The 24,380-nt window shown below is 72.2% G+C and carries 20 protein-coding genes and 1 riboswitch; of the genes, 7 read left to right on the top strand and 13 right to left on the bottom strand.

All coding sequences use genetic code 11. From position 1 onward, the window contains the following. Positions 1-4: 4 nt before the first annotated feature. Positions 5-658 carry a response regulator transcription factor gene (locus tag AMK21_RS29400; protein WP_073882211.1) on the bottom strand — a complete coding sequence of 218 codons (654 nt, stop codon included), beginning with the start codon at positions 656-658 and terminating at the stop codon, positions 5-7. A 349-nt stretch (positions 659-1,007) separates the two neighbouring features. Here AMK21_RS29400 and AMK21_RS35565 point away from each other — a divergent pair, with 349 nt between their 5' ends. Beyond that, the gene (locus AMK21_RS35565) at positions 1,008-1,181 is read left to right on the top strand and encodes a hypothetical protein (RefSeq protein WP_162888441.1); all 174 of its coding nucleotides are present in this window, start codon (positions 1,008-1,010) and stop codon (positions 1,179-1,181) included. Positions 1,182-1,284: 103 nt separating this feature from the next. On the opposite strand, the gene AMK21_RS29395 is transcribed toward AMK21_RS35565, so the two are convergent. Then, positions 1,285-2,085: an inositol monophosphatase family protein gene (locus tag AMK21_RS29395; RefSeq protein WP_073882210.1), complete on the bottom strand. Its 801-nt coding sequence runs from the start codon at positions 2,083-2,085 to the stop codon at positions 1,285-1,287. Between the two features lie 33 nt (positions 2,086-2,118). Then, the gene (locus tag AMK21_RS29390; protein WP_073882209.1) at positions 2,119-3,246 is read right to left on the bottom strand and encodes a ferrochelatase; all 1,128 of its coding nucleotides are present in this window, start codon (positions 3,244-3,246) and stop codon (positions 2,119-2,121) included. 215 nt (positions 3,247-3,461) lie between these two features. Here AMK21_RS29390 and AMK21_RS29385 point away from each other — a divergent pair, with 215 nt between their 5' ends. After that, positions 3,462-4,709: an MFS transporter gene (locus AMK21_RS29385; protein WP_073882208.1), complete on the top strand. Its 1,248-nt coding sequence runs from the start codon at positions 3,462-3,464 to the stop codon at positions 4,707-4,709. Next, the gene (locus AMK21_RS29380; RefSeq protein ID WP_073882207.1) at positions 4,666-5,988 is read left to right on the top strand and encodes a D-arabinono-1,4-lactone oxidase; all 1,323 of its coding nucleotides are present in this window, start codon (positions 4,666-4,668) and stop codon (positions 5,986-5,988) included. Before AMK21_RS29385 ends, AMK21_RS29380 begins: the two co-directional genes overlap by 44 nt. A 65-nt stretch (positions 5,989-6,053) precedes the next feature. Here AMK21_RS29380 and AMK21_RS29375 read toward each other — a convergent pair whose 3' ends face one another. Further along, the gene (locus AMK21_RS29375) at positions 6,054-7,136 is read right to left on the bottom strand and encodes a hypothetical protein (RefSeq protein WP_073882206.1); all 1,083 of its coding nucleotides are present in this window, start codon (positions 7,134-7,136) and stop codon (positions 6,054-6,056) included. A 575-nt stretch (positions 7,137-7,711) separates the two neighbouring features. Between AMK21_RS29375 and sepH the strand changes: the two genes are divergently transcribed. After that, complete coding sequence (gene sepH / locus AMK21_RS29370; RefSeq protein ID WP_073882272.1) at positions 7,712-8,761, top strand: septation protein SepH; 1,050 nt, start codon at positions 7,712-7,714, stop codon at positions 8,759-8,761. Between the two features lie 72 nt (positions 8,762-8,833). On the opposite strand, the gene AMK21_RS29365 is transcribed toward sepH, so the two are convergent. Beyond that, a complete protein-coding gene (locus AMK21_RS29365) occupies positions 8,834-9,664 on the bottom strand; it encodes a sulfurtransferase (RefSeq protein WP_073882205.1) in 831 nt (276 codons plus the stop codon). Positions 9,665-9,901: 237 nt separating this feature from the next. Between AMK21_RS29365 and AMK21_RS29360 the strand changes: the two genes are divergently transcribed. After that, the gene (locus tag AMK21_RS29360; protein WP_073882204.1) at positions 9,902-10,678 is read left to right on the top strand and encodes a VOC family protein; all 777 of its coding nucleotides are present in this window, start codon (positions 9,902-9,904) and stop codon (positions 10,676-10,678) included. A gap of 20 nt (positions 10,679-10,698) precedes the next feature. Here AMK21_RS29360 and AMK21_RS29355 read toward each other — a convergent pair whose 3' ends face one another. The 4 genes from AMK21_RS29355 to AMK21_RS29340 are packed head-to-tail and all read right to left on the bottom strand — an operon-like array spanning position 10,699 to position 16,104. Continuing rightward, entirely contained in the window at positions 10,699-11,352 is a 654-nt protein-coding gene (locus tag AMK21_RS29355) for a thymidine kinase (protein WP_073882203.1), read from the bottom strand. A gap of 50 nt (positions 11,353-11,402) precedes the next feature. Continuing rightward, a complete protein-coding gene (locus AMK21_RS29350) occupies positions 11,403-12,590 on the bottom strand; it encodes an alkaline phosphatase family protein (RefSeq protein ID WP_073882202.1) in 1,188 nt (395 codons plus the stop codon). Next, positions 12,590-13,186 (bottom strand): DUF5998 family protein, encoded by a 597-nt coding sequence (locus AMK21_RS29345; RefSeq protein ID WP_073882201.1) that lies wholly within the window; start codon positions 13,184-13,186, stop codon positions 12,590-12,592. The genes AMK21_RS29350 and AMK21_RS29345 overlap by 1 nt, the downstream gene beginning before the upstream one ends. 41 nt (positions 13,187-13,227) lie before the next feature. Next, positions 13,228-16,104, bottom strand: coding sequence for a bifunctional GNAT family N-acetyltransferase/acetate--CoA ligase family protein (locus AMK21_RS29340; RefSeq protein WP_073882200.1), 2,877 nt, complete (start codon positions 16,102-16,104; stop codon positions 13,228-13,230). A 165-nt stretch (positions 16,105-16,269) separates the two neighbouring features. Here AMK21_RS29340 and AMK21_RS29335 point away from each other — a divergent pair, with 165 nt between their 5' ends. Further along, the gene (locus AMK21_RS29335) at positions 16,270-16,551 is read left to right on the top strand and encodes an HPr family phosphocarrier protein (RefSeq protein ID WP_007449776.1); all 282 of its coding nucleotides are present in this window, start codon (positions 16,270-16,272) and stop codon (positions 16,549-16,551) included. Between the two features lie 167 nt (positions 16,552-16,718). Here the strand turns inward: AMK21_RS29335 and AMK21_RS29330 are convergent, their stop codons facing one another. The 4 genes from AMK21_RS29330 to AMK21_RS29315 form a co-directional block, all read right to left on the bottom strand. Next, a complete protein-coding gene (locus AMK21_RS29330) occupies positions 16,719-17,426 on the bottom strand; it encodes a GntR family transcriptional regulator (RefSeq protein WP_073882199.1) in 708 nt (235 codons plus the stop codon). A gap of 221 nt (positions 17,427-17,647) precedes the next feature. After that, complete coding sequence (locus AMK21_RS29325; RefSeq protein ID WP_073882198.1) at positions 17,648-18,463, bottom strand: M23 family metallopeptidase; 816 nt, start codon at positions 18,461-18,463, stop codon at positions 17,648-17,650. A 13-nt stretch (positions 18,464-18,476) separates the two neighbouring features. After that, a riboswitch (cyclic di-AMP (ydaO/yuaA leader) is annotated at positions 18,477-18,643 on the bottom strand. A gap of 223 nt (positions 18,644-18,866) precedes the next feature. Then, positions 18,867-20,237: a M16 family metallopeptidase gene (locus AMK21_RS29320; protein ID WP_073882197.1), complete on the bottom strand. Its 1,371-nt coding sequence runs from the start codon at positions 20,235-20,237 to the stop codon at positions 18,867-18,869. A 26-nt stretch (positions 20,238-20,263) separates the two neighbouring features. After that, positions 20,264-21,619 carry a M16 family metallopeptidase gene (locus AMK21_RS29315; RefSeq protein WP_073882196.1) on the bottom strand — a complete coding sequence of 452 codons (1,356 nt, stop codon included), beginning with the start codon at positions 21,617-21,619 and terminating at the stop codon, positions 20,264-20,266. A 281-nt stretch (positions 21,620-21,900) separates the two neighbouring features. On the opposite strand from AMK21_RS29315, the gene AMK21_RS29310 reads away from it, so the two are divergent. Then, positions 21,901-24,354 carry a DNA gyrase/topoisomerase IV subunit A gene (locus AMK21_RS29310; RefSeq protein ID WP_073882195.1) on the top strand — a complete coding sequence of 818 codons (2,454 nt, stop codon included), beginning with the start codon at positions 21,901-21,903 and terminating at the stop codon, positions 24,352-24,354. Positions 24,355-24,380 lie beyond the last annotated feature (26 nt).

Below are 24,380 nucleotides of genomic sequence, written 5' to 3'. Positions count from 1 at the left end.
GTCCTCAGATCCGGTATCCGGAGCCCGGCACGGTGACGATGACGGGCGGTTCGCCGAGCTTGCGGCGGAGCGTCATGACCGTGACCCGCACCACGTTGGTGAAGGGATCGGTGTTCTCGTCCCAGGCCTTCTCCAGCAGCTGCTCCGCCGAGACGACGGCACCCTCGCTGCGCATCAGGACCTCCAGCACCGCGAACTCCTTGGGGGCGAGCTGGATCTCCACCTCGTCCCGGAAGACCTCGCGCCGGTTCGGGTCGAGCTTGATGCCTGCCCGCTCCAGGACGGGCGGCAGCGCCACCGTCGTACGGCGGCCCAGCGCACGGACCCGGGCGGTCAGCTCGCTGAAGGCGAAGGGCTTGGGCAGGTAGTCGTCGGCGCCCAGCTCCAGCCCCTCGACCCGGTCGCTGACGTCACCGGAGGCGGTGAGCATGAGCACCCGGGTGGGCATGCCGAGCTCGACGACCTTGCGGCAGACGTCGTCGCCGTGCACCAGCGGAAGGTCCCGGTCCAGCACGACGACGTCGTAGTCGTTGACCCCGATGCGCTCCAGAGCCGCGGCACCGTCGTAGACGACGTCGACGGCCATGGCCTCCCGGCGCAGTCCGGTGGCCACCGCATCGGCGAGCAGCTGCTCGTCCTCGACGACGAGTACGCGCACAGCGCAGTCCTTCCCTAGGTACTTCAACGGGTTCACACAGCGAACGGCCCCCGAGGGAGGCCGACTGTGTGCATCCATCCTGCCCGCAACGCGTATAAACCGGCGGTAAGACGGCGCTGGGCCGGCCGGACCCGGGGAATGGGGGCGGAATTACCGGTCAGTTGAGGTTTCTCTGAGACTGCGTGTGGGGATGAGGGGTTCACACCCGCGATCACGCCCGGCCCGTGGCATGCCACGGCCCCGCTCCTTTCCCCGGAGAAGCGGCGAGATCACCCGCCCCTCCGGCTCCCCTGCCGGAGGAATCCCGGGCACACCCCCGTGCCACCGACCCACGATGAGGGGGCGCATCATGGACGCTTTCACCGCAGGTCTGCTGCAACGCATCAAGACCACCGAGTCCGACCTCACGCGGGCTCGCGAGGACGGCGACGACTTCCTGGCGGATGTCGAGCAGGGCGAGCTGGACGACCTGCACCGCCTCGCGGCCGAGCACGGCGTGGAAATCGGCGCCACAAGCGTCTGAGCCGTACGACAAAGGGCCCCGGATGCCGACAACGGCACCCGGGGCCCTCTGCTGTGCCGTGCGGCCCCACAGCTCTCACCAGGGCCTTCGGCCGGGCGGGGGCTCAGTCGTGCCAGGCGCCCAGCTCCTCCAGGGCGGCCTGCAGCGGCTCGAAGACGCCCGGGGTGGCGGCCACCGCGAGGTCGCCGTCGGCCGGAAGCCCGGGGCGGCCACCGGTCAGCGCGCCCGCCTCCCGGGCGATGAGGTCGCCCGCGGCCAGGTCCCAGGGGTGCAGTCCGCGCTCGTAGAAGCCGTCCAGCCGGCCCGCCGCCACATCGCAGAGGTCGACAGCCGCCGAGCCGCCGCGCCGGATGTCCCGCAGCCTGGGGATCAGCTGCCGGGCGACGTCCGCCTGGTGGCCGCGGACCTTGCTGACGTAGTTGAACCCGGTCGAGACGAGGGCCTGGTCCAGGGGCGGGGCGGGCCGGCAGCGCAGGGCGTTGCCGTTCGCGTACGCACCGCCGCCCAGGACCGCCTGGTAGGTCTCCCGGCGCATGGGGGCCTCGACGACGCCCACGACCCGCTCTCCGTCACGTTCGGCGGCGATGGAGACCGCCCAGGTCGGTAGGCCGTACAGGTAGTTCACGGTGCCGTCGAGCGGGTCGATGACCCAGCGGATGCCGGTGCTGCCCGGGGAACTGGCCCCCTCCTCGCCGAGGAACCCGTCGTCGGGGCGGAAGTCGGAGAGGTAGCCCGTGATCAGCTTCTCGGCGGCGATGTCCATCTCGGTGACGACGTCGATGGGGCTGGACTTGGTCGCGGCCACCCCGAGATCGGCGGGGCGGCCGTCGCGCAGCAGGGCTCCGGCGCGGCGGGCGGCCTCCAGGGCGAGGTCGAGCAGTTCGGTCAGGGCGGGGTCGGTCACGGTGCTCCCAGGGGACTCGACGAAACGAGGGCTCTACGCGTACGCACTGTCGGCGCCCGCCGCCGCGGGCTTGGGTGCCCTGGCCGGGCAGCAGCCGACCGGACAGAGGTCGTGGGACGGACCGAGGGAGCCCAGCGCGCAGGGCTTCACCTCACGCCCCCGCTCACGCGCCGCACGCTCCAGGAGCAGGTCCCGTACGGCGGCGGCGAAGCGCGGGTCGTCGCCCACCGTCGCGGACCGGCGGACCGGCAGCCCGAGCTCGGCGGCCTTCGCGGTGGCCTCGGTGTCGAGGTCGTACAGAACCTCCATGTGGTCGGAGACGAAGCCGATGGGGGCCATCACGACCGCGGGGACGCCCTCGCCGTGGAGGGTCTCCAGGTGGTCGCAGATGTCGGGCTCCAGCCACGGGATGTGCGGGGCGCCGCTGCGGGACTGGTAGACGAGCTGCCAGGGGTGGTCGGTGCCGGTCCTCTCGCGCACCGCCTCCACGATCAGCCGGGCCACGTCCAGGTGCTCCGCGACGTACGCGCCGCCCTCGCCGTGCGCCTCCACCGGCCCCGACGCGTCAGCGGCGGAGGTCGGGATGGAGTGCGTGGTGAAGGCGAGGTGCGCGCCCGCGCGGACGTCATCGGGCAGGTCGGCGAGGGAGGCGAGCACCCCGTCCACCATGGGCTCCACGAAGCCGGGGTGGTTGAAGTAGTGGCGCAGCTTGTCCACGCGCGGCACGTCGAGGCCCTCCGCCTCCAGGGCGGCCAGCGACTCGGCGAGGTTCTCGCGGTACTGGCGGCAGCCCGAGTACGAGGCGTAGGCGCTGGTGGCGAGGACGGCGATCCGGCGGTGCCCGTCGGCGGCCATCTCGCGCAGGGTGTCGGTCAGGTACGGCGCCCAGTTGCGGTTGCCCCAGTAGACCGGGAGGTCCGGACCGTGGTCGGCGAAGTCCTTGCGCAGGGCATCCAGCAACGCGCGGTTCTGGGCGTTGATCGGGCTGACCCCGCCGAAGAGGAAGTAGTGCTGCCCGACCTCCTTGAGCCGTTCCTCGGGGATGCCCCGGCCGCGGGTCACGTTCGCAAGGAACGGGACCACGTCGTCCGGGCCCTCGGGACCGCCGAAGGAGAGCAGCAGCAGAGCGTCGTAGGGAGCGGGATCTCGGAGATCGGACATGACCTCGATCCTGCCACCCGCCGCCGACAGCGCGGCAACCGACATCCGACGGTCTGTCGGGAACCCCTGGGAGGCCCCGGGATTCATTTTCGGCCAACGCGCGGGCCGCCCTGGAACCACCGTCCCGGCCACCGGTAATCCGGTGTCCTCCGGCATGCGTCGGCCGTAAGCTGTATCAAGCAGCTACACCCCTGACAGGCACCACCGGAGTCCCCTTGCCCAGCCCCTACCGCGCCATCTTCGCCGCCCCCGGTTCCAAGGGGTTCTCCGCCGCAGGCTTCTTCGGCCGCATGCCGCTGTCCATGATGGGCATCGGCGTCGTGACCATGATCTCCCAGCTCACCGGCCGCTACGGGCTGGCCGGGGCGCTCACCGCGACCCTCGCCATGGCGGCCGCGGTCTTCGGTCCGCAGGTCTCGCGCCTGGTCGACCGGTACGGGCAGCGGCGGGTGCTGCGCCCCACCACGCTGGTCTCGGTGGCGGCGGTGGCGGGGCTGCTGATCTGTGCCCATCAGAGGGCGCCGGACTGGACGCTGTTCGTCTTCGCGGCGGGCGCGGGCTGTGTGCCGAGCGTGGGGTCGATGGTCCGGGCCCGCTGGGCGGCGATCTACCGGGGTTCCAGCCGTGAGCTGCACACGGCGTACTCCTGGGAGTCGATCGTCGACGAGGTGTGCTTCATCTTCGGGCCGATCATCTCGATCGGGCTCTCCACCGCCTGGTTCCCGGAGGCCGGGCCGCTGATCGCCGCCGCGTTCCTGCTGGTCGGGGTCTTCTGGCTGACCGCCCAGCGCGCCACCGAGCCCATCCCGCATCCGAAGTCGCTCCACACCGGCGGCTCGGCGCTGCGCTCCCCCGGCCTCCAGGTCCTGGTGGTCACCTTCGTGGCGACGGGCGCGATCTTCGGGGCCGTCGACGTGGTGACCGTGGCCTTCGCCGAGGAGCGCGGCCACAAGGCCGCGGCCTCCCTCGTGCTGGCCGTCTACGCGCTCGGTTCGTGCCTGGCGGGAGCCGTCTTCGGGCTGCTGCACCTGAAGGGGAAGCCCGCGACCAGGTGGCTGGTGGGGGTCTGCGCGATGGCCGTGAGTATGATCCCCCTCCAACTGGCCGGGAACCTTACGTTGCTGGCCGTGGCGCTCTTTGTCGCGGGTCTCGCCATCGCACCGACGATGGTCACCACCATGGCCCTCGTCGAAGCGCACGTACCGCGCACCAAGCTGACCGAGGGCATGACCTGGACCAGTACCGGGCTCGCGGTCGGAGTGGCGCTCGGCTCCTCGGCCGCGGGCTGGGTGGTCGACGCCGCCGGGGCGAAGGCGGGGTACGCGGTGCCCGTCGCGGCGGGAGCGATCGCGGCGGCGGTGGCGTTCCTGGGGTATCGCCGGCTGGCGAAGCCGGTTCCTACGGGAGGGCGCGGGGAAGATGACCGACACCTACGCACGGACGACGACGAACGCGTGGCGTAACTGGGCGGGCAATGTCACCGCCCGGCCGGCCCGGGCCGAGTCCCCCGCGTCCGTGGACGAGCTCGTCGACGTACTGCGCCGGGCGCACGCGGACGGCCTCACGGTGAAGCCGGTCGGCACCGGCCACTCCTTCACGGCCACCGCGGCCACCGACGGCCTGCTGATACGCCCGGATCTGCTCACCGGCATCCGGGACATCGACCGGACGACGATGACCGTCACCGTGGAGGCGGGCACTCCGCTCAAGCGCCTCAACACCGCGCTCGCCCGTGAGGGGCTCTCGCTCACGAACATGGGCGACATCATGGAGCAGACGATCGCCGGGGCGGCCTCCACCGGGACACACGGCACCGGCCGCGACTCTGCGTCGATATCCGCGCAGATCCGCGCTTTGGAGCTGGTCACCGCCGACGGCACCGTGCTGGTCTGCTCGGAGCAGGAGAACCCGGAGGTGTTCGCCGCCGCCCGGATCGGGCTCGGCGCCCTCGGGGTGATCACCGCGGTCACCCTCGCCGTGGAGCCCGTCTTCCTGCTGACCGCCCGTGAGGAGCCGATGACCTTCGACCGGGTCACGGTCGACTTCGACCAGCTGGTCGCCGAGAACGAGCACTTCGAGTTCTACTGGTTCCCGCACACCGGCAACTGCAACACCAAGCGCAACAACCGAAGCGCGGGCCCGGCCGCCCCGCCCGGGAGGGTGAGCAGCTGGGTCGACGACGAGCTGCTCTCCAACGGGGTCTTCCAGGTGGCCTGTTCGGTCGGGCGGGCCGTCCCGGCGACCATCCCCTCGATCGCCAGGCTCTCCAGCCGTGCCCTCTCGGCCCGGACCTACACCGACATTCCCTACAAGGTGTTCACGAGCCCGCGCCGGGTGAAGTTCGTGGAGATGGAGTACGCCGTTCCGCGCGGGCAGGCCATGGCGGCGCTGCGGGAGCTGAAGGCGATGGTCGAGCGCTCGCCGCTGAAGATCAGCTTCCCGGTCGAGGTGCGCACCGCGCCCGCCGACGACATGGCCCTCTCGACGGCCTCGGGCCGCGACAGCGCGTACATCGCCGTGCACCTCTACAAGGGCACACCCCACCGCTCGTACTTCACGGCGGTCGAGCGGATCATGACCGCGTACTCCGGCCGCCCCCACTGGGGCAAGATCCACACCCGGGACGCGGCCTATCTGGCGGAGGTCTACCCGCGCTTCGGCGAGTTCACCGCCGTACGCGACCGGCTCGACCCGGACCGGATGTTCGGCAACGACTACCTGCGGCGCGTCCTCGGCGACTGACCTCCCGGTACGCCGTCGGCCCCCCTGATGCATCAGGGGGGCCGAGGTGTTTCCCCCGTACGTCGTCACTCGCCGCCGGTGCCGTCGGCGGGCGGGGCCTGCTCGCCCTGGCCGGCGGCGGCGCCGGTGCCCGGGGCGGTCGTCGGGTCGGGGGCGCCGGTCGCGCCGCCGTCGGGGGCGGACGGGGTCGGCGTCGGGGCGGGCGTGGTCTGCCCGTCGCCGGAGGTGGAGGGCGTCGGCGTGGGGGTGGACCCGGTGCCGGGGTTCCCGTCGCCCGTTCCCGTGCCGGGGTCCGGGCTCGGTCCGGTGCCGTCGCCCGGGTCGGTGGCGGGGGCGGAACCGGTGCCGGTGCCGTCCTCGTCGCCCGGGGTCCGGCCGCGGTCCACTCCCCCGTCCTGGCCGGTCTCCCCGGAGGGCGTCGGGCCGGCCGGGCCGGAGTCGCGGTCGTCGCCACCGCCGCGTACGACGGAGCTGAGGGTGGTGCCCTGGCCGCCGCTGAGGTCGTTGCCCGAGATCATCTCGAAGGCGGTGATCCCGGCCATGGACACGGCGAAGACCGCGGCGGCCGCGAGCGCGGGGCGCTTCCAGCCGCGCAGCCGGGTGCCGTGGGTGGTGCCTTCGCTGAACGCGTCGTCGGTGGCGTCGGGTGCGGCCGGGCCCTCGCCTGCTTGCGGCAGCGACTGCGTACGGCCCGGGTCGGATCCGGCGCCGGCCGCCAGGCCGGGCCGCGCCCGCAGCATTCGGGTGCGCGCGTCGCCGAGGTCCAGCAGCTGCGTACGGTCGGTGTCGGCGACCGGCTTCAGCAACTGTGTGCTCTCCCCCTGCGCCAGCACCTCCGGCACCCCGCCCGGGTCGACCGTGGGCAGCACCGTGGTCGCGTCGTCCGTCTGGCCCGGCTCCGGTTCCGTCCGCCGCTCGGCGCCTCTGCGCCCAGCGGGCGTCGTCTCCTTGGTGTGCACCGTCACCTGGCGGCCCTCCGGGTGGGTCACCTGGACCGTCACCTCGCGGATCTGCTCGCCGGTGCGGCGGAAGAAGTGCTGGAAGACGGAGCCGCCGCAGGTGGCGACGACGCTCATCACGCCGGCGCCGGCGATGGTGCCGTACACGCCCAGCTGTGAAGCCGCCACGGCTGCCGCGACGGCCGCCACGGCACTACCGGCGACCTGCGGCAGACTCAGATCTATGCGCCTTCCCTCGGGTTCTGTGTCACTTTCCGGCTTCTGAACCATTACCAGCCCCTGCTTGACATCTCTCCCACCATGCAACAGGAAGGGACAAATGAGCGAAGTGGATAGTTCCGTTTCCGGTGATTGTGTGAAGCACAACACCCATCAGGGGCATTTCACGGAGAACCGGGTATCCCAACTCCCGCGCCGCCCGAGAAGTCGGGCGGCGCGCCGGTCCACCCGAGTGGCCCGAATGGAGTACCGTACGAGCCCTGGGGCGGACTCCCACACCGGAATCCGCAGCTACGGGAAGGGGCCGGCAGCGGCACTCGAACCGGCAGCGCCAAGGCATGGCACGGGTGCTTGCTGCACAGAGCGACCAAATCGGTCACTTTAGGGCGCAAGAGACAACCGTGCCATGGTGGCGTTCCAGGGCGAGCGCCCGACACGCCGGGCAACTTGGCAAGGTTGTGGCAGGCTGCACCCGGGCAGGTCACACTCGACTAGCGGAAGCAGCGACGCACGTGACGTCGGCAGGCACCACCCGGGAGGTCCCCATGCCCGAACTGCGTGTCGTGGCCGTCTCCAACGACGGCACACGACTGGTGCTCAAGGCTGCCGACAGCACGGAATACACACTTCCGATCGATGAGCGGCTGCGCGCCGCCGTGCGCAACGACCGCGCCCGGCTCGGCCAGATCGAGATCGAGGTGGAGAGCCACCTCCGCCCCCGCGACATCCAGGCCCGCATACGGGCCGGTGCCTCCGCGGAGGAGGTCGCTCAGTTCGCCGGCATCCCCGTCGACCGTGTCCGCCGCTTCGAGGGCCCCGTGCTCGCGGAGCGCGCCTTCATGGCCGAGCGGGCCCGGAAGACTCCCGTGCGCCGTCCCGGCGAGAACACCGGCCCCCAGCTCGGCGAGGCGGTGCAGGAGCGACTCCTGCTGCGCGGCGCCGACAAGGAGACCGTCCAGTGGGACTCCTGGCGCCGCGACGACGGCACCTGGGAGGTCCTGCTCGTCTACCGCGTCGCGGGCGAACCGCACTCGGCCAGCTGGACCTACGACCCGCCGCGCAGGCTGGTCCAGGCCGTCGATGACGAGGCGCGCTCGCTGATCGGTGAGAGCGACGGCGCGGCGCCCGAGCCGAGCTTCCCGTTCGTGCCCCGGATCGCCCGGCTGCCGCGCGACCGACCGCTGGACCGCGCTCTCGACCGGCAGATCGAGCGGCCCGCACCGGCCTCCGAGCCGGAGGAGTACGTGAGCAGCGCATCGGCCGGTGAGCGTGACTCGTTGACCAGCCTGCTGGAGGCGGTGCCGAGCTTCCGCGGTGACATGGTCGTCCCGGAGCGGCCCACGCAGCCCGAGCCGCCCGCCCTCGAACCCGCGGTGGAGGAGAGCGAGGCGGACGAGCCGCCCGCGGCCTCGGCCGGTGCGGGTTCGGCGTACGCGGACGTGCTGATGCCCCGGGCGGTGGCCGGTCACCGCGACCGGCTGACCGGGACGACGGACCGTCAGGCCGAGGCGGACGGGGTCCGGCCGGGCCGCCGTGCCGCCGTGCCGAGCTGGGACGAGATCGTGTTCGGCACCCGCCGCAAGAAGCAGGACTGACCGGGAGTGCCGGTCAGCAGGAGAGGGGCCCGTACGCCATGGCGTACGGGCCCCTCTCCGTCGTCACGCTTATCAGGCCGGCTCGGGGCCGGTGGCGACCGGGCGAGCGGGGTCCGCGGACCATTGGGACCAGGAGCCGGGGTAGAGCGCGGCACGGATTCCGGCGATCTCCAGGGCGAGCACCTCATGGGCCCCGGAGACCCCGGATCCGCAGTAGACACCCACAGCCTCGCCGCTCTTCCCCGCCCCGAGCCCGGTGAACCGCTCGGCGAGCTGTGCGGCCGGAAGGTAGCGCCCGTCCTCGGCGACGTTCTGGGTGGTCGGCGCGGAGACGGCGCCGGGGATGTGTCCGCCGACGCGGTCGATCGGCTCCACGTCGCCCCGGTAGCGCTCGGCCGCCCGTGCGTCCAGCAGCAGCCCGGTGCGGGCGAGGACGGCCGCCGCGTCCGTGTCCAGGGTGGGCAGGGCGCCCGGCTTCGGCCGGAAATCGCCCTCGGCGGGGTCCGGGATCTCGGTGGAGAGGTCGCCGGTCCACGCGGCGAGCCCGCCGTCCAGGACCCGTACGTCCGCGTGCCCCGTCCAGCGCAGCAGCCACCAGGCGCGTGCGGCGGCCCAGCCCTGCCCACCGTCGTACACCACGACCGGGGTGTCCTGACCGACCCCGGCACGGCGCATCACGGCGCCGAAGGCCTCCGGGTCCGGGAGGGGATGGCGGCCGCCGCTGCCCGCCGGTCCGGCCAGCTCCGTATCGAGGTCGACGAAGACGGCGCCGGGCAGGTGGCCGGTCTCGTAGTCGGGGCGGCCGTGCGGACCACCCAACTGCCAGCGGACGTCCAGGAGCACCGGGGGCCGCGGTCCCGCCGACTCGCTCGCGTATTCCGATGCGGTGATGATGGGCTTCATGGGTGCCATCCTCGCGCAGAGGCCGTGGCACCCCGTACCAGCATCGGAACGGAAATACCGCATCAAAGCGGCCTTCCCCCGTCGAGAACCCGCAGAACGCGGCGCGGCCGGGGCCGTACCGGCGCCGGGTGGTGCGAGCATCTGCACGGGGTGTGCGGACCGCGTCCTGACCCGGGACGGCCGCATGCGCCCCGTTCCCCCATCCGGCCACACAACGGTCCGAGGAGAGACAAGACGATGACCGAGGCTGCTGCCCGGCGCACGCCCGGAACACCTTGCTGGGTGAGTCTGATCGTGCACGGCCTGAGCGCGACCCAGGAGTTCTACGGAGCTCTGTTCGGCTGGGATTTCCGGCCGGGACCCGACCAGTTGGGCCCCTACGTCCGCGGGCTGCTCGACGGGAAGGAGGTCGCGGGCATCGGCCAGCTGCCCCCCGACCGGCACCTCCCGATCGCCTGGACCACCTACCTGGCGACGGACGACGCGGACCTGACGGCCGAGGCGATCCGGTCCTGCGGCGGCACGGTCGCGGTCGGTCCGCTCGACGCGGGCGAGGCGGGACGGCTCGTCATCGCCTCCGACCCGGGTGGGGCGGTGTTCGGCGCCTGGCAGGGCTCGGAGCACATCGGGACCATGACGGCGGGCGTCCCCGGCACCCCCGTCTGGAACGAGCTGGTGACCCGGGAGACCTCGATGGTCGCGAAGTTCTACCAGACGGTCTTCGGCTACGAGACCGAGGCCGTGGTATCCGCCGACTTCGACTACCAGACCCTGCACCTGAACGGCCGCCCGGTGGCCGCCCTGCACGGGGTCGGCCAGTCGCTCCCGCGCGACCGGGGCCCGCACTGGATGACGTACTTCGAGGTCGCCGACGTCGACGAGTCCGCGGCGCGGGCGGTGGAGCTGGGCGGCCACATCCTGCAACCGCCGCGCGAGGGCGCGAGCGGCAGACTGGCGACGGTGGCCGACCTGGAAGGCGCGGCCTTCACGATCCTCCGGTCGTCCGAGGACTGACCCGCCCTGCGCGAGGGGCTCTAGTCGTCCGCGGCCACCGGCAGCACGTCCGGGGAGAGGGTGCCGGCGCGGGCCGTCTCCGCGGTGAGCCTGCGGCGGTGGTGGCGTCGGCACAGCACCTCGTAGCCGACCTCGCCCGCCTGCCGGTTGACGTCCCCGACGACGACCTGGGCGCCCTCGACGACCATCTCGCCGTCCACCGTGCGGGCGTTGTGCGTGGCGCGGGCGCCGCACCAGCAGAGCGCCTCGACCTGGAGGGCCTCTATCCGGTCGGCCAGTTCGATCAGTCGTTGGGAGCCGGGGAAGAGCTTGGTGCGGAAGTCGGTGGTGATGCCGAACGCGAAGACGTCCAGCCCCAGATCGTCGACGACCCGGGCCAGCTGGTCGATCTGGACCGGGGCGAGGAACTGGGCCTCGTCCACGATCACGTAGTCCACCCGGCCGCCGCGGCTGACACGGTCGACGATGTGCGCGTACACGTCCATGCCCTCGTCCGCCTCGACGGCGTCCGTCACCAGGCCGAGCCGGGAGGAGAGCTTGCCCTGGCCCGCCCGGTCGTCGCGGGTGAAGATCACGCCCTGGAGCCCGCGCGCGGAGCGGTTGTGACCGATCTGCAGGGCCAGCGTGCTCTTTCCGCAGTCCATGGTTCCGGAGAAGAACACCAACTCGGGCATGAGGGGTCGAGCACCTTTCACGGATGGTCACAGGGGGGTGGAAAACGCGGTTACGAGCGTACTTCGAGCAGCGGAACGAGCTGTTCGACGGGGGTCAGTGAGCCGTGCATGCCGACCATCGCCGACTCGTGCGGCTCGTTGACCGACGCCGTGATGACGACGTCGTCGTGAGCGGCGGCGACCACATCGCCGATCCGGCCGTACACCCGCTCGTCGATCGTGGGCCCGAACCAGCCCGCCGCGATCGCCTCGTCCCTGCTCGCCACCCAGAACTGCTCGCCGAGCACCTCGCGCCAGACGGCCAGGACGTCCCCCTGGGCGCCGGGCACCGCGTAGACATGGCGGGCGCGGCCCTCGCCGCCGAGCAGGGCGACGCCCGCGCGCAGCTCCCAGTCCTCGTCGAAGTCGATCCGGGACCGCTCGTCGAACGGGATGTCGATCATGCCGTGGTCGGCGGTGATGTAGAGCGCGGAGCGCGGCGGGAGCTGCTCGGCGAGGCGCTGGGCGAGCCCGTCGACGTACATCAACTGGCCGCGCCAGGCGTCGGAGTCGACGCCGAAGCGGTGGCCCTTGCCGTCGACCTCGCTGTAGTACGTGTAGACCAGCGAGCGGTCACCGGCGGCGAGGCGCTGGGCTGCGACGTCCATCCGGTCCTCGCCGGAGAGCCGGCCGAGGAAGGAGCCGCCGCTGAGCGCGACCTTGGTGAGCGGGGTCTGCTCGAAGTCCGGGGAGGAGACCTGCGCGGTGTGCACACCCGCCGCGTCTGCGAGCCGGAAGACCGTGGGGTAGGGCTGCCAGACCTTCGGCGCGGTGAACGGCTTCCAGCGGAGCTGGTTCATCAGCGCGCCGGTCTCCGGGTTGCGCACGGTGTAGCCGGGCAGGCCGTGCTCGCCGGGTGGCAGCCCCGTACCGACCGAGGCGAGCGAGGTCGCGGTGGTGGAGGGGAAGCCGGCGGTGATGGGGCGGCCGGTGTTGCCGAGCGAGGTGGGAAGCAGGGAGTGCAGGAAAGGCGCCTCGTCGGGATGGGCCTTGATCTGCTCCCAGCCGAGGCCGTCGATCAGGAAGACGCAGTTGCGGTCGGCGGGCGTCAGCTCGCCGATGGTGGCGGTGAGACCCTCCACCCCCTGCCCGGCCGCGAGCGTCGGCAGCAGGTCGGCGAGCGAGCCGCTGCCGTACGCGGGGACGGGGGCGGTGTCGAGCGCGAGCGGGACCGGGTCCTGCCAGGCGGCCTGGGCCATCACCGGCCGGTCGCGGCGGTGGCGGCCGTGGCCTCGGAGAGGGACTGGGCGAAGACGAGGGTCTGGCGGACGGCGTCGGGGCCGTCGCCGGCCTCACTGACGCGCAGGCTCAGGTCGTCGGCGGTGGAGCTGCCGGTGTAGCCGTGGTCGGCCTCGCAGTTGGCGTCACCGCAGGCGGCGGGCTCCAGGTCGATCCGGGAGACCGCGCCCCAGCCGATGGTGAGGACGACCTCGCGGGGCAGCGTGCCCGCGACGTACTTCTCCGGGTTGGCCACCACTCGGCTGACCACGACGGAGGAGATCCGGTCGAGCTTGACCGACTCCGTGGACGTGGTGGCGTACGGCGTCGGGGAGCTGGTGTCGGCGGCCTGCTCGTCGGTGTGGCTGACGATGAAGCGGTTCCCGGTCAGGACGAGGACCGTGGCATGGCGGCGGACCTCGTTGGAGTCGAACGTGGTCTCCTGGTGGACCAGGTACGAGGAGACCGGCTCTCCGCCGACGGCGGCCTCGACCGCCTCGGCCACGAGGGCCGGGTAGTAGCCGCTGCGCTCGATCGCCGCGCGCAGCCCCTGGGTCGTCGTACCGGTCTTTGCCATGTGCACCATCCTACGGGGGGCCGATGGCTGCGTGGGACCTGTCAGTAGTTCGGGAGGCGGCGGGGGCCGAGGTCGCCGCGCGGGGGCGGCGGGGCCAGGCGGACGCTCGCGCCCAGCACGGTGAGGCCCTGGGGGGCCACGACCACAGGTTCCAGCGCCACGGAGACCACTTCGGGGTGGTCGTCGACGAGCCGGGACAGCCGCAGCAGCAGCTCCTCCAGGGCCGGGGTGTCCACGGGCGCCGAGCCGCGCCAGCCGAAGAGGACCGGGGCCGCCTTGATCGACCGGATCAGCTCGGCGGCGTCGCGGTCGGTGGCCGGAACCAGCCGGTGCGCGGTGTCGCCGAGCAGCTCGGAGGGGGCGCCCGCGAGGCCGAAGGAGAGGATGGCCCCGGCGGCGGCGTCGATGGACGCCCGGACGACCGTGTCCACGCCGCGCGGGGCCATGGACTGGACGACCGGGAGGAGTTCGGCGGGCTTGCCGAGGAGCTCGGTGAGCTCTCCGTACGCCCGGCGCAGCGCGTCCTCGTCGGCGAGGTCGAGCCGCACGCCGCCGAGGTCGGCGCGGTGGCGTAGGTGGGGTGCGGTGGTCTTCAGCGCCACCGGGTAGCCGAGGCGGGCGGCGGCGGCGACGGCTGTCCCGGGGTCCGGGGCGGGGAGCGTGGGGCGTACGGGGATGCCGTAGCGGCCGAGCAGCTCGCGGGCCTCGTCGTGAGTGAGGGGGCGACCGCGCGGGTCGGGTGCGGTGCCGAGGAGGGTGTCGATCAGGGCAGCGGCGCCGGGCTCGTCGGTGGTCTCGTCCAGGAACTCGGGCACCTTGCCGGGGGTGGCCGCCTGGCGCCGCCACTGGGCGTACTTCACGGCCTCGGCCAGCGCCCGTACGGCACGCTCGGCGGCGGGGTAGGCGGGGATGCGGCCGGGGCGCTCGGCTCCTTCGGCCTCTGCGGTCCCGGGCTCCGCGGGGGCGGCCGCGGTTGCCGTGATGGGCGCCGTCGGCGAGCCGGACGGCTGGGCGGCGAGCGTCGTGGGCCGGGTGCGGGGTGCGGCCGTGCTGCTCGCGGCGGCGAGGGCCTCCGCGAGGCCGCCGATCTCCACATGGACGACGGCGACGGGCTTGGCCGGTCCGCCGGCGGCGGCGCCGCGCAGGGCGGCGGCCAGCACCTCGCCGTCACCGGTCTCGGCCTCGCCGTTCTCGCCCACCCACGGGATGGCCGTGACGATCACGGCGTCGCAGGTGCCGTCGGCGAGCGCCTCGGCCAGCGCGTCCCGGAAGTCCTGCGGGGACGCGGCCGTGGTGAGGTCGCGCGGCGGACGCGGGCGGAGCCCCTCGGCGAGGCAGGTGTCGTACGTGAGGAGGCCGAGGGACTCGGAGTTGCCGAGGATCGCGACCCGGGGCCCGGCCGGGAGCGGCTGGCCGGCCAGGAGCAGTCCGGCGTCGACCATCTCGGTCACGGTGTCGACCCGGATGACGCCCGCCTGCCGCATCAGGGCGGAGACGGTGGCGTCGGGGATGCGGCTCACCGGGACTGCGTGGCCGGGCGGGTTGGTGCCGCTGTGCCGGGCGCCCTTCACCACGACGACGGGCTTCACGGCGGCGGTGCGGCGGGCGAGGCGGGTGAACTTGCGGGGGTTGCCGAGCGATTCGAGGTAGAGGAGGGCGACATCGGTGTCCTGGTCCTCGAACGAGTACTGAAGGAAGTCGTTGCCGGAGACGTCCGCCCGGTTGCCCGCCGAGATGAACGAGGAGAGACCCGCGCCCCGCCGGTGGAGGCCGGAGAGAAGGGCGATGCCGATCGCGCCGGACTGGGTGAACAGGCCGATCCGGCCGCGGGCGGGCGACTCGGGTGCCAGGGAGGCGTTCAGCCGGACGGACTCGGCGGTGTTGATGATGCCGAAGGCGTTGGGGCCGATGATCCGCATGCCGTACGAGCGGGCCTGGCGGACCAGTTCGCGCTGGAGCTCGCGGCCGGCGGAGCCCCGCTCGGCGTAACCGGCGGAGAGGACGACGAGGCCCTGGACGCCGTGCTCACCGCAGTCGGCGACGGCCTCGGGGACACGGTGGGCGGGGACCGCGATGACGGCCAGGTCGACCTGCTCGTCGATCTCGCCTAGCGAGCGGTGGGCGGGGACCCCGTCGAGCGTGGCTAGGCCCTCGTCGAAGGCGCGGTTCACGGCGTAGGTGCGGCCGGTGAAGCCGGCGGCGAGAAGGTTGCGCAGGACCGTGCGGCCCACTCCCCCGGGCGTGCGGCCGGTGCCGATCACCGCGACGGAGCCGGGGGCGATGAGGCGCTGGACCGAGCGGGCCTCGGCGCGCTGCTCGCGGCCGCGCTGGACGGCGAGGGACTCCTCGGTGGGTTCGAGGTCGAGGGTGAGGTGGACGGAGCCATCCTCGAAGCTGCGCCGCTGGGTGTAGCCGGCGTCCCGGAACACCTTGATCATCTTGTTGTTGGCGGGGAGCACCTCGGCGGCGAAGCGCCGGATTCCGCGCTCGCGGGCGACCGCGGCGATGTGTTCGAGCAGCGCCGAGGCGACCCCGCGGCCCTGGTGGGCGTCCTGGACGAGGAAGGCGACCTCGGCCTCGTCGGCGGGGGCGGAGGCGGGCCTGCCCTGGTCGTTGATGCGGTCGTAGCGGACGGTTCCGATGAACTCGCCGCCGATCGTGACGGCCAGTCCCACCCGGTCGACGTAGTCGTGATGGGTGAAGCGGTGCACGTCCCGGTCGGAAAGGCGGGGGTACGGTGCGAAGAACCGGTAGTACTTCGACTCGTCGGAGACCTGCTCGTAGAAGCTGACCAGCCGTTCGGCATCGTCCGTGGTGATCGGCCTGATGCGTGCGGTGCCACCGTCGCGGAGCACCACGTCCGCTTCCCAGTGGTCGGGGTACGCGTGATGCGGACTCTGCTCCGGCGAGGGCTCCATGGGCAAAGCCTACGGCCGGTATCCCGGTCGCGGAGGGATCGGTACCGGGGCAGTGTGAGGCACGCCCCGGCCAGGGCATGCCGGAGGGGAGGGAGGCCGGGCACAGCATTGCGCACCGCATGAGAGACTGGTCTAGACAACCGTTGATATGTGAAGGGCAGAACCATGGCTGAGCGCCGCGTAAACGTCGGTTGGGCCGAGGGCCTGCACGCCCGCCCCGCTTCCATCTTCGTCCGTGCCGCCACGGCTTCCGGCGTCCCCGTGACGATCGCCAAGGCCGACGGCAACCCGGTCAACGCCGCCTCCATGCTCGCGGTGCTGGGTCTGGGTGCGCAGGGCGGCGAGGAGATCGTGCTCGCGTCCGACGCGGACGACGCCGAGGCCGCCCTGGACCGTCTGGCGAAGCTGGTCGCCGAGGGGCTCGAAGAGCTTCCCGAGACCGTCTGACGATCCCGAGACCGAACAACGGCGACGGACCGTGAGCCGTGGTTCCCCGATGGGGACCACGGCTCTTTCGTTATTCCTGAAACCGACACAGCGGTTAATCGCAGCTTTATTTAGGCAGCACGAACAAAGCCCTCGGAGATTACTTCTCTTTGTATACGGCGTGATTGTTAATGGCGGGCGCCAGCGATGTTTACGCCGTGTTGCGAAGAACTCACCCGAGGGGGCGGCGCCGCGCGCCGACCGGGGCGGTCCGGGCGGCGCAGCCGGTGCGCTCCGGCCGCCCGTTCCGCATGCTGGGCGGTCAGCGCCCTGGCCCGCTCCGCGTCACCGCGCGCCACCGCGTGCACGATGGCCCCGTGCTCGGCCCACGAGTCGACCGGGCGGGCCGGCTGCTCGACGGCGTACATCCAGGCGATCTTGTGCCGGAGCTGGGTGAGCAGGGCGATGAGACCGGGGCTGCCGGACGCCTGGGCGAGGGTCTCGTGGAACCACCCGCCCAGCGACCGCAGATCCTCCCCCTCCCCGCGGCGGGCCCGCTCCTGGCCGAGCCTGACCAGCCCGCGGAGCACCTTGAGGTGGGCCTCCGTACGGCGCTGGGCGGCCCGGGCCGCGCCGAGCGGCTCCAGGAGCATCCGCACCTCCAGCAGGTCGGCGGCCTCCCGCTCGGTGGGCTCGGCCACACAGGCCCCGGCGTGCCTGCGGGTGACGACGAAGCCCTCGGACTCCAGGGTGCGCAGCGCCTCACGCACCGGGACGCGGGAGACCCCGTACCGCCGCGCCAGCAGCTCCTCGGTGAGGCGGCTGCCGCGCTCGTAGACACCGGAGACGATGTCGTCACGGATTGCCGTGCATACCGAATGCGCGGGAATGCGCATGTCCGAACCTCCGCCTTAATCCCCGCGAAACGCGGCCGGCCGACGCCTGTTCCGTGACTCTATTGCAATCTGCCGCAATTTCCGACGGCAGGCCGGAATTCATGGATATCTTCTGGCCAAGACCGGGGTGGGCGGGCCTCGGTACGGGCTTTCCCGGCTCGTGCCGAAGGCCCCGGCGGGAAGCCGGGGCCTTCGGGATTCAGGGGTCGCGCGAGGTGGGGTCAGACGTTGACGCCGTGTGAGCGCAGGTAGCCGACCGGGTCCATGTCCGAGCCGTACTCCGGGGTGGTCCGGGCCTCGAAGTGGAGGTGCGGGCCGGTGGAGTTGCCGGTGGAGCCGGAGAGGCCGATCTGCTGGCCGGAGGTGACGCTCTGGCCGACGGAGACGCCGATCGAGGAGAGGTGGCCGTACTGGGTGTACGTGCCGTCCGTCATCCGGAGCACGATGTTGTTGCCGTACGCGCCGCCCCAGCCGGCCTCGACGACCGTTCCGGCGCCGACCGCGACGACGGAGCTGCCGGAGGCGGCGCGGAAGTCCACGCCGGAGTGGCTGCCGGAGGACCAGAGCGCGCCGCCCGACTTGTAGCCGGTGGTGACGTACGAGCCGGCGACCGGGAGGTGGAAGGCGTTGAGGCGGGCGCGCTCGGCGGCGCGGGCGGCCCTGGCCTTCTCCTCGCGGATCTCCTCGGCACGGGCCTCGGCCTCGCGCTGGGCCTCCGCCCTAGCCTTGGCCTTCGCGGCCTTGGCCTTGGCTTCGGCGGCCGCCTTGGCCTTCGCCTTGGCGACGGCCTGGGCCTGCTGGTGCTGCGCATGGGCCTGGGCGTCGATCTGCTCGGCGAGCGTGGCGTCGAGGGCGATGGCCTGGGTGAGTCCGGTCTCGACGGCCTTGGGGGCCTCGGAGTCCGCTGCGGCGGCCGGGGAGGCCAGGGAGCCGAGGACTCCGGTGGTGGCCAGGGCCGCGACGCCGGCGACCTGGGCGCCGCGGCGCGTCAGGCGGCTCGGGGCACGGTGCTTCCCGGTGGCACGGGTGAACGCCATGGAGGAGCTGATCCTTTCCTTCCTTCTCGCCTACCGGGTTAGCTGACGGGTTCGGAGCAGGAAGGTCTCCTACGGAACTCCGCGCCGGGTCACGGCACGGGGATCCGATTCACCCCAGGGACTGCGTGGGTCCCCGGCTCCCCAGGCTCGCGCCTGACGGGGACTCGGCGATGGCTGCCCGGCGCCGCGGATGCGGCATACGGGTGACGGACAGCCGGGCCGACGCTAGGCGGGGCGGCTTCCCGTCACCAAATGGACAGGGGGATTTGTCGCGCATCCCACAGGGCATATAGCCACCTTCTCCTACAAGTAGGATTAACAACTCTTAGCGGACATACGAGAGGACCCCGGCGATTCACTCCTCGCCGGGGTCCTCTTCGTCCTGGTGTGTGCCGACGGCGTGTCAGCCGCTGACGACGGTCACCTCTCCGATGCCGAGCGCCTTCACCGGCTCCGCGATCTGGGCCGCGTCGCCCACGAGGACCGTGACCAGCCGGTCCACCGGGAAGGCGCTGACCACGGCCGCGGTCGCCTCCACGGTGCCCGTCTCGGCGAGGCGGGCGTACAGCTGGGCCTGGTAGTCGTCGGGCAGGTGCTGCTCGACCTGGTCGGCCAGCGTGCTCGCGACCGAGGCGGCCGTCTCGAACTTCAGCGGGGCGACGCCCACCAGGTTCTGCACGGCCGTCTCGCGCTCGGCGTCGGTCAGCCCCTCGGCCGCCAGCGTCCGCAGGACCTTCCAGAGGTCCTCCAGCGCCGGGCCGGTGGACTCGGTGTCCACAGAACCGCTGATGGCGAGCATCGCCGCGCCGCCCGAGTCGGGGCCGGTGGAGCGCAGGACCTGGGCGAAGGCGCGTACGCCGTAGGTGTAGCCCTTCTCCTCGCGCAGCACCCGGTCGAGCCGGGAGGTGAGCGTGCCGCCCAGGCAGTACGTACCGAGCACCTGCGCGGGCCAGACGCGCTCGTGCCGGTCGGCGCCGATCCGGCCGATCAGCAGCTGGGTCTGGACCGCTCCGGGGCGGTCCACGATGACCACCCGGCCGGTGTCGTCGGCGGTGATCGGCGGGACCGGCCGGGCCTGGCCCGCGTTGCCCGACCAGTCGCCGAGGGTGTCGGCGAGCAGGGCGTCCAGGTCGATGCCGGTGAGGTCGCCGACGATCACGGCCGTCGCGGTGGCCGGGCGGATGTGGGCGTCGAAGAAGGCGCGCACGGCGGCGGCGTCGATCCGCCGCACCGTCTCCTCGGTGCCCAGACGCGGGCGGGACATCCGGGCGGTGGCCGGGAAGAGCTCCTTGGAGAGCTGCTTGGCGGCGCGCCGGGACGGGTTGGCCTGCTCGTGCGGGATCTCGTCGAGGCGGTTGCCGACGAGCCGCTCGATCTCGCTCTCCGCGAAGGCCGGGGCGCGCAGGGCCTCGGCGACCAGGCCGAGCGCCTTGGCCAGCCGGGAGGCCGGGACCTCGAGGGAGACGCGGACGCCGGGGTGGTCGGCGTGCGCGTCCAGGGTGGCGCCGCACCGCTCCAGCTCGGCGGCGAACTCCTCGGCGCTGTGCTTGTCGGTGCCCTCGGAGAGCGCGCGCGACATGATCGTGGCCACGCCGTCCAGGCCCTCGGGCTCGGCGTCGAGCGGCGCGTCCAGGAAGATCTCCACGGCCACGACCTGCTGGCCGGGGCGGTGGCAGCGCAGCACGGTCAACCCGTTGGGCAGGGCGCCGCGCTCGGGCGCGGGGAACGCCCACGGCCGGGCGGTGCCCGGGGTCGGCTGCGGGTGGTACTCCATGGCTACTCCAGTCACGGCGGCGTCGCTCACTTGTCCGCCCCCTCGGGCACGTCGGTGGCCTCGTCGGCGTCCTCGGCCGGCTCGATGGGCTCGTAGACCAGCACCGCCCGGTTGTCGGGGCGCAGGGCCGCCCGGGCCGCCGCACGCACCTCGTCCGCGGTGATGTCCAGGACGCGTCCCACGGCGCTCAGGGCGAGCTGCGGGTCGCCGAACAGGACCGCGTAACGGCACAGTTCGTCCGCGCGGCCCGCGACCGTGCCCAGCCGGTCCAGCCACTCACGCTCCAACTGGGCCTGCGCGCGCTCCATTTCCTCCGGCGTCGGGCCCTCCTCGGCGAACCGTGCCAGCTCCTCGTCGACGGCGGCCTCGATCGTCTCCACCTCGACACCGCCGGAGGTCTTCACGTCCAGCCAGCCCAGAGAGGGCGCCCCGGCGAGCCGCAGCAGACCGAAGCCCGCCGCCACCGCCGTACGGTCGCGGCGGACCAGGCGGTTGTGCAGGCGGGAGGACTCGCCGCCGCCCAGCACCGTCAGCGCCAGGTCGGCCGCGTCACAGGCACGGGTGCCGTCGTGCGGGAGCCGGTAGGCGGCCATCAGCGCACGTGCCGGGACCTCCTCGTGGACCACTTCGCGCAGCTGCTCGCCGATGATCTCGGGGAGGGTGCCGTCGCGCGGCGGCTGCTTGCCGTCGTGGGACGGGATGGAGCCGAAGTACTTCTCGACCCAGGCGAGGGTCTGCTCGGGGTCGATGTCCCCGACGATCGAGAGCACCGCGTTGTTGGGCGCGTAGTACGTGCGGAAGAACGCGCGGGCGTCCTCCAGGGTTGCCGCGTCCAGGTCGGCCATGGAGCCGATCGGGGTGTGGTGGTACGGGTGGCCCTCGGGGTAGGCGAGGGCGGTGAGCTTCTCGAACGCGGTGCCGTAGGGCACGTTGTCGTAACGCTGGCGCCGTTCGTTCTTGACGACGTCGCGCTGGTTCTCCATGGACTCCTCGTCGAGGGCGGCGAGGAGGGAGCCCATACGGTCGGCTTCCAGCCAGAGAGCCAGCTCCACCTGATGGGTGGGCATGGTCTCGAAGTAGTTGGTCCGCTCGAAGCTGGTCGTCCCGTTGAGCGAGCCGCCGGCTCCCTGGACGAGCTCGAAGTGACCGTTCCCCTTGACCTGTCCCGAGCCCTGGAACATCAGGTGCTCGAAGAGGTGAGCCAGACCGGTGCGTCCCTTGACCTCGTGGCGCGAACCGACGTCGTACCAGAGGCAGACCGCGGCGACCGGGGTCAGATGGTCCTCGGAGAGCACCACACGCAGGCCGTTGGCCAGGCGGTGCTCGGTCGCTGTCAAGCCGCCGGAGCCGGCCTGTGCTGTGGCCGTGTGACCCATGGGCATGTACGTCCCTTCGATCGCGATACTGGACTTCCTGCCAGACCTGCCACTCTAAGCAAGCGCACCGGCACCTGGCGAAGTTCCCGTTCCGCCGATCTTTCCGTCCATGGTGTCGTGGGCGCCGCGGGCGCGGCCGCCGAAGGACCGCTTCGGACGGGTCGAGGTCGGCGTTGTCAGTGCGGCGGTCCACAATGGTCCGCGACAGCAGCTCGTCCTGTCAGCTCGTGTCGCCCCGAACAAGCTCAGGTTGTCCGAACAGAATCCGTGAAGGAGTCGCAGCCGCGATGGCCCGCCGTAGCACGAAGACCCCGCCGCCGGACGACTTCGAGGAGAAGATCCTCGACATCGACGTCGTCGACGAAATGCAGGGCTCCTTCCTCGAGTACGCGTACTCGGTGATCTACTCCAGGGCCCTGCCCGACGCCCGCGACGGCATGAAGCCGGTGCACCGGCGCATCGTGTCCCAGATGAACGAGATGGGTCTGCGCCCGGACCGCGGCTATGTGAAGTGCGCGCGCGTCGTCGGCGAGGTCATGGGCAAGCTGCACCCCCACGGTGACGCGTCGATCTACGACGCCCTGGTGCGGATGGCACAGCCCTTCTCGATGCGGCTGCCCCTGGTCGACGGCCACGGCAACTTCGGTTCCCTCGGCAACGACGACCCCCCGGCCGCGATGCGGTACACCGAGTGCCGGATGGCCGACGCCACGTCACTGATGACCGAGGCGATCGACGAGGACACCGTCGATTTCCAGTCGAACTACGACGGCCAGGAGCGCGAGCCGGTCGTCCTCCCGGCGGCCTACCCCAACCTCCTGGTCAACGGGGTCTCGGGGATCGCGGTCGGCATGGCGACCAACATGCCCCCGCACAACCTGGGCGAGGTCATCGCAGCCGCTCGCCATCTGATCAGGCACCCGGGAGCCGACGTCGAGACGCTGATGCGTTTCGTTCCCGGCCCCGACCTGCCCACCGGCGGCCGCATCGTCGGGCTGGCCGGCATCAAGGACGCGTACACGGCGGGCCGCGGCACGTTCAAGATCCGTGCCACCGTCGCCGTGGAGGACGTGACGGCACGCCGTAAGGGCCTCGTCGTGACCGAACTGCCCTTCACCGTCGGCCCGGAGAAGGTGATCGCCAAGATCAAGGACCTGGTCTCGGCGAAGAAGCTCCAGGGCATCGCCGATGTGAAGGACCTCACCGACCGGGCGCACGGCCTGCGTCTGGTCATCGAGGTGAAGAACGGCTTCGTGCCGGAAGCGGTGCTGGAGCAGCTCTACAAGCTCACGCCGATGGAGGAGTCCTTCGGCATCAACAATGTGGCGCTGGTCGACGGCCAGCCGCTCACCCTGGGCCTCAAGGAGCTGCTGGAGGTCTATCTCGACCACCGCTTCGAGGTCGTGCGCCGGCGCAGCGAGTTCCGCCGCACCAAGCGCCGCGACCGGCTGCACCTGGTCGAGGGTCTGATCGTCGCCCTCCTCGACATCGACGAGGTCATCCGGATCATCCGGGACAGCGACAACTCCGCGCAGGCGAAGGAGCGCCTGATGGCGCACTTCTCGCTGAGCGAGATCCAGACGCAGTACATCCTGGACACCCCGCTGCGCCGGCTCACCCGCTTCGACCGGATCGAGCTGGAGAGCGAGCGCGACAGGCTCAACGGCGAGATCGAGGCGCTGACGGCGATCCTGGAGTCGGACGCGGAGCTGCGCAAGCTGGTCTCCTCGGAGCTGGCCGCCGTGGCGAAGAAGTTCGGCACGGACCGGCGCACGGTGCTGCTGGAGTCGGCCGCATCGCAGATCGCGTCCGTGCCGCTGGAGGTCGCCGACGACCCGTGCCGGGTGCTGCTCTCCTCGACGGGGCTGCTGGCCCGTACGGCGAACGCGGAGCCGGTCGAGATCTCCGAGGACGCCCGGCGCACGAAGCACGACGTGATCGTCTCGGCGGTCGCGGCGACGGCGCGCGGCGATGTGGGGGCGGTGACCTCCACCGGGCGGCTGCTGCGGCTCTCGGTGATCGACCTGCCCCAGCTGCCGGACACCCATGCGGAGCCCAACCTCTCGGGTGGGGCGATGATTTCGGAGTTCCTCAACCTGGAGGCGGACGAGGAGCTCGTCTGCCTCACGACGCTCGACGAGGCGTCGGTGGGGCTGGCGATCGGCACGCTCCAGGGTGTGGTGAAGCGCGTCGTGCCGGACTATCCGGCCAACAAGGACGAACTGGAGGTCATCACCCTCAAGGACGGTGACCGCATCGTGGGCGCGGCCGAGCTGCGCACGGGCGAGGAGGACCTGGTCTTCGTCACCTCCGACGCCCAGCTCCTGCGCTACCCGGCGGCCTCGGTGCGCCCGCAGGGGCGGGCCGCCGGAGGCATGGCGGGCGTCAAGCTGGGGGCCGGGGCCGAGGTGCTGTCGTTCACGGCGGTGGACCCGGCGGCGGACGCGATCGTGTTCACGGTGGCCGGTTCGCACGGGACGCTGGACGACTCGGTGCTGACGTCGAAGCTCACTCCGTTCGACCAGTATCCGCGCAAGGGCCGGGCGACCGGCGGGGTGCGCTGCCAGCGGTTCTTGAAGGGCGAGGACGTCCTGGTCTTCGCCTGGGCGGGCGCCACCCCGGCCCGGGCCGCCCAGAAGAACGGCACCCCGGCGAAGCTGCCGGAGCCGGACCCGCGCCGCGACGGCTCGGGGACGCCGCTGCTGCAGCCGGTGGCCGTGATCGCGGGGCCGCCGCTGTAGGCGCGCTTGTCGTGCGGTGGAAAGCG

The sequence above is a fragment of the Streptomyces sp. CB00316 genome, from assembly GCF_001905595.1.
Lineage (GTDB): Bacteria > Actinomycetota > Actinomycetes > Streptomycetales > Streptomycetaceae > Streptomyces.
The sequence above is the reverse complement of the archived record's forward strand: the minus strand, read 5'-3'. Positions and strand labels throughout refer to the sequence as shown.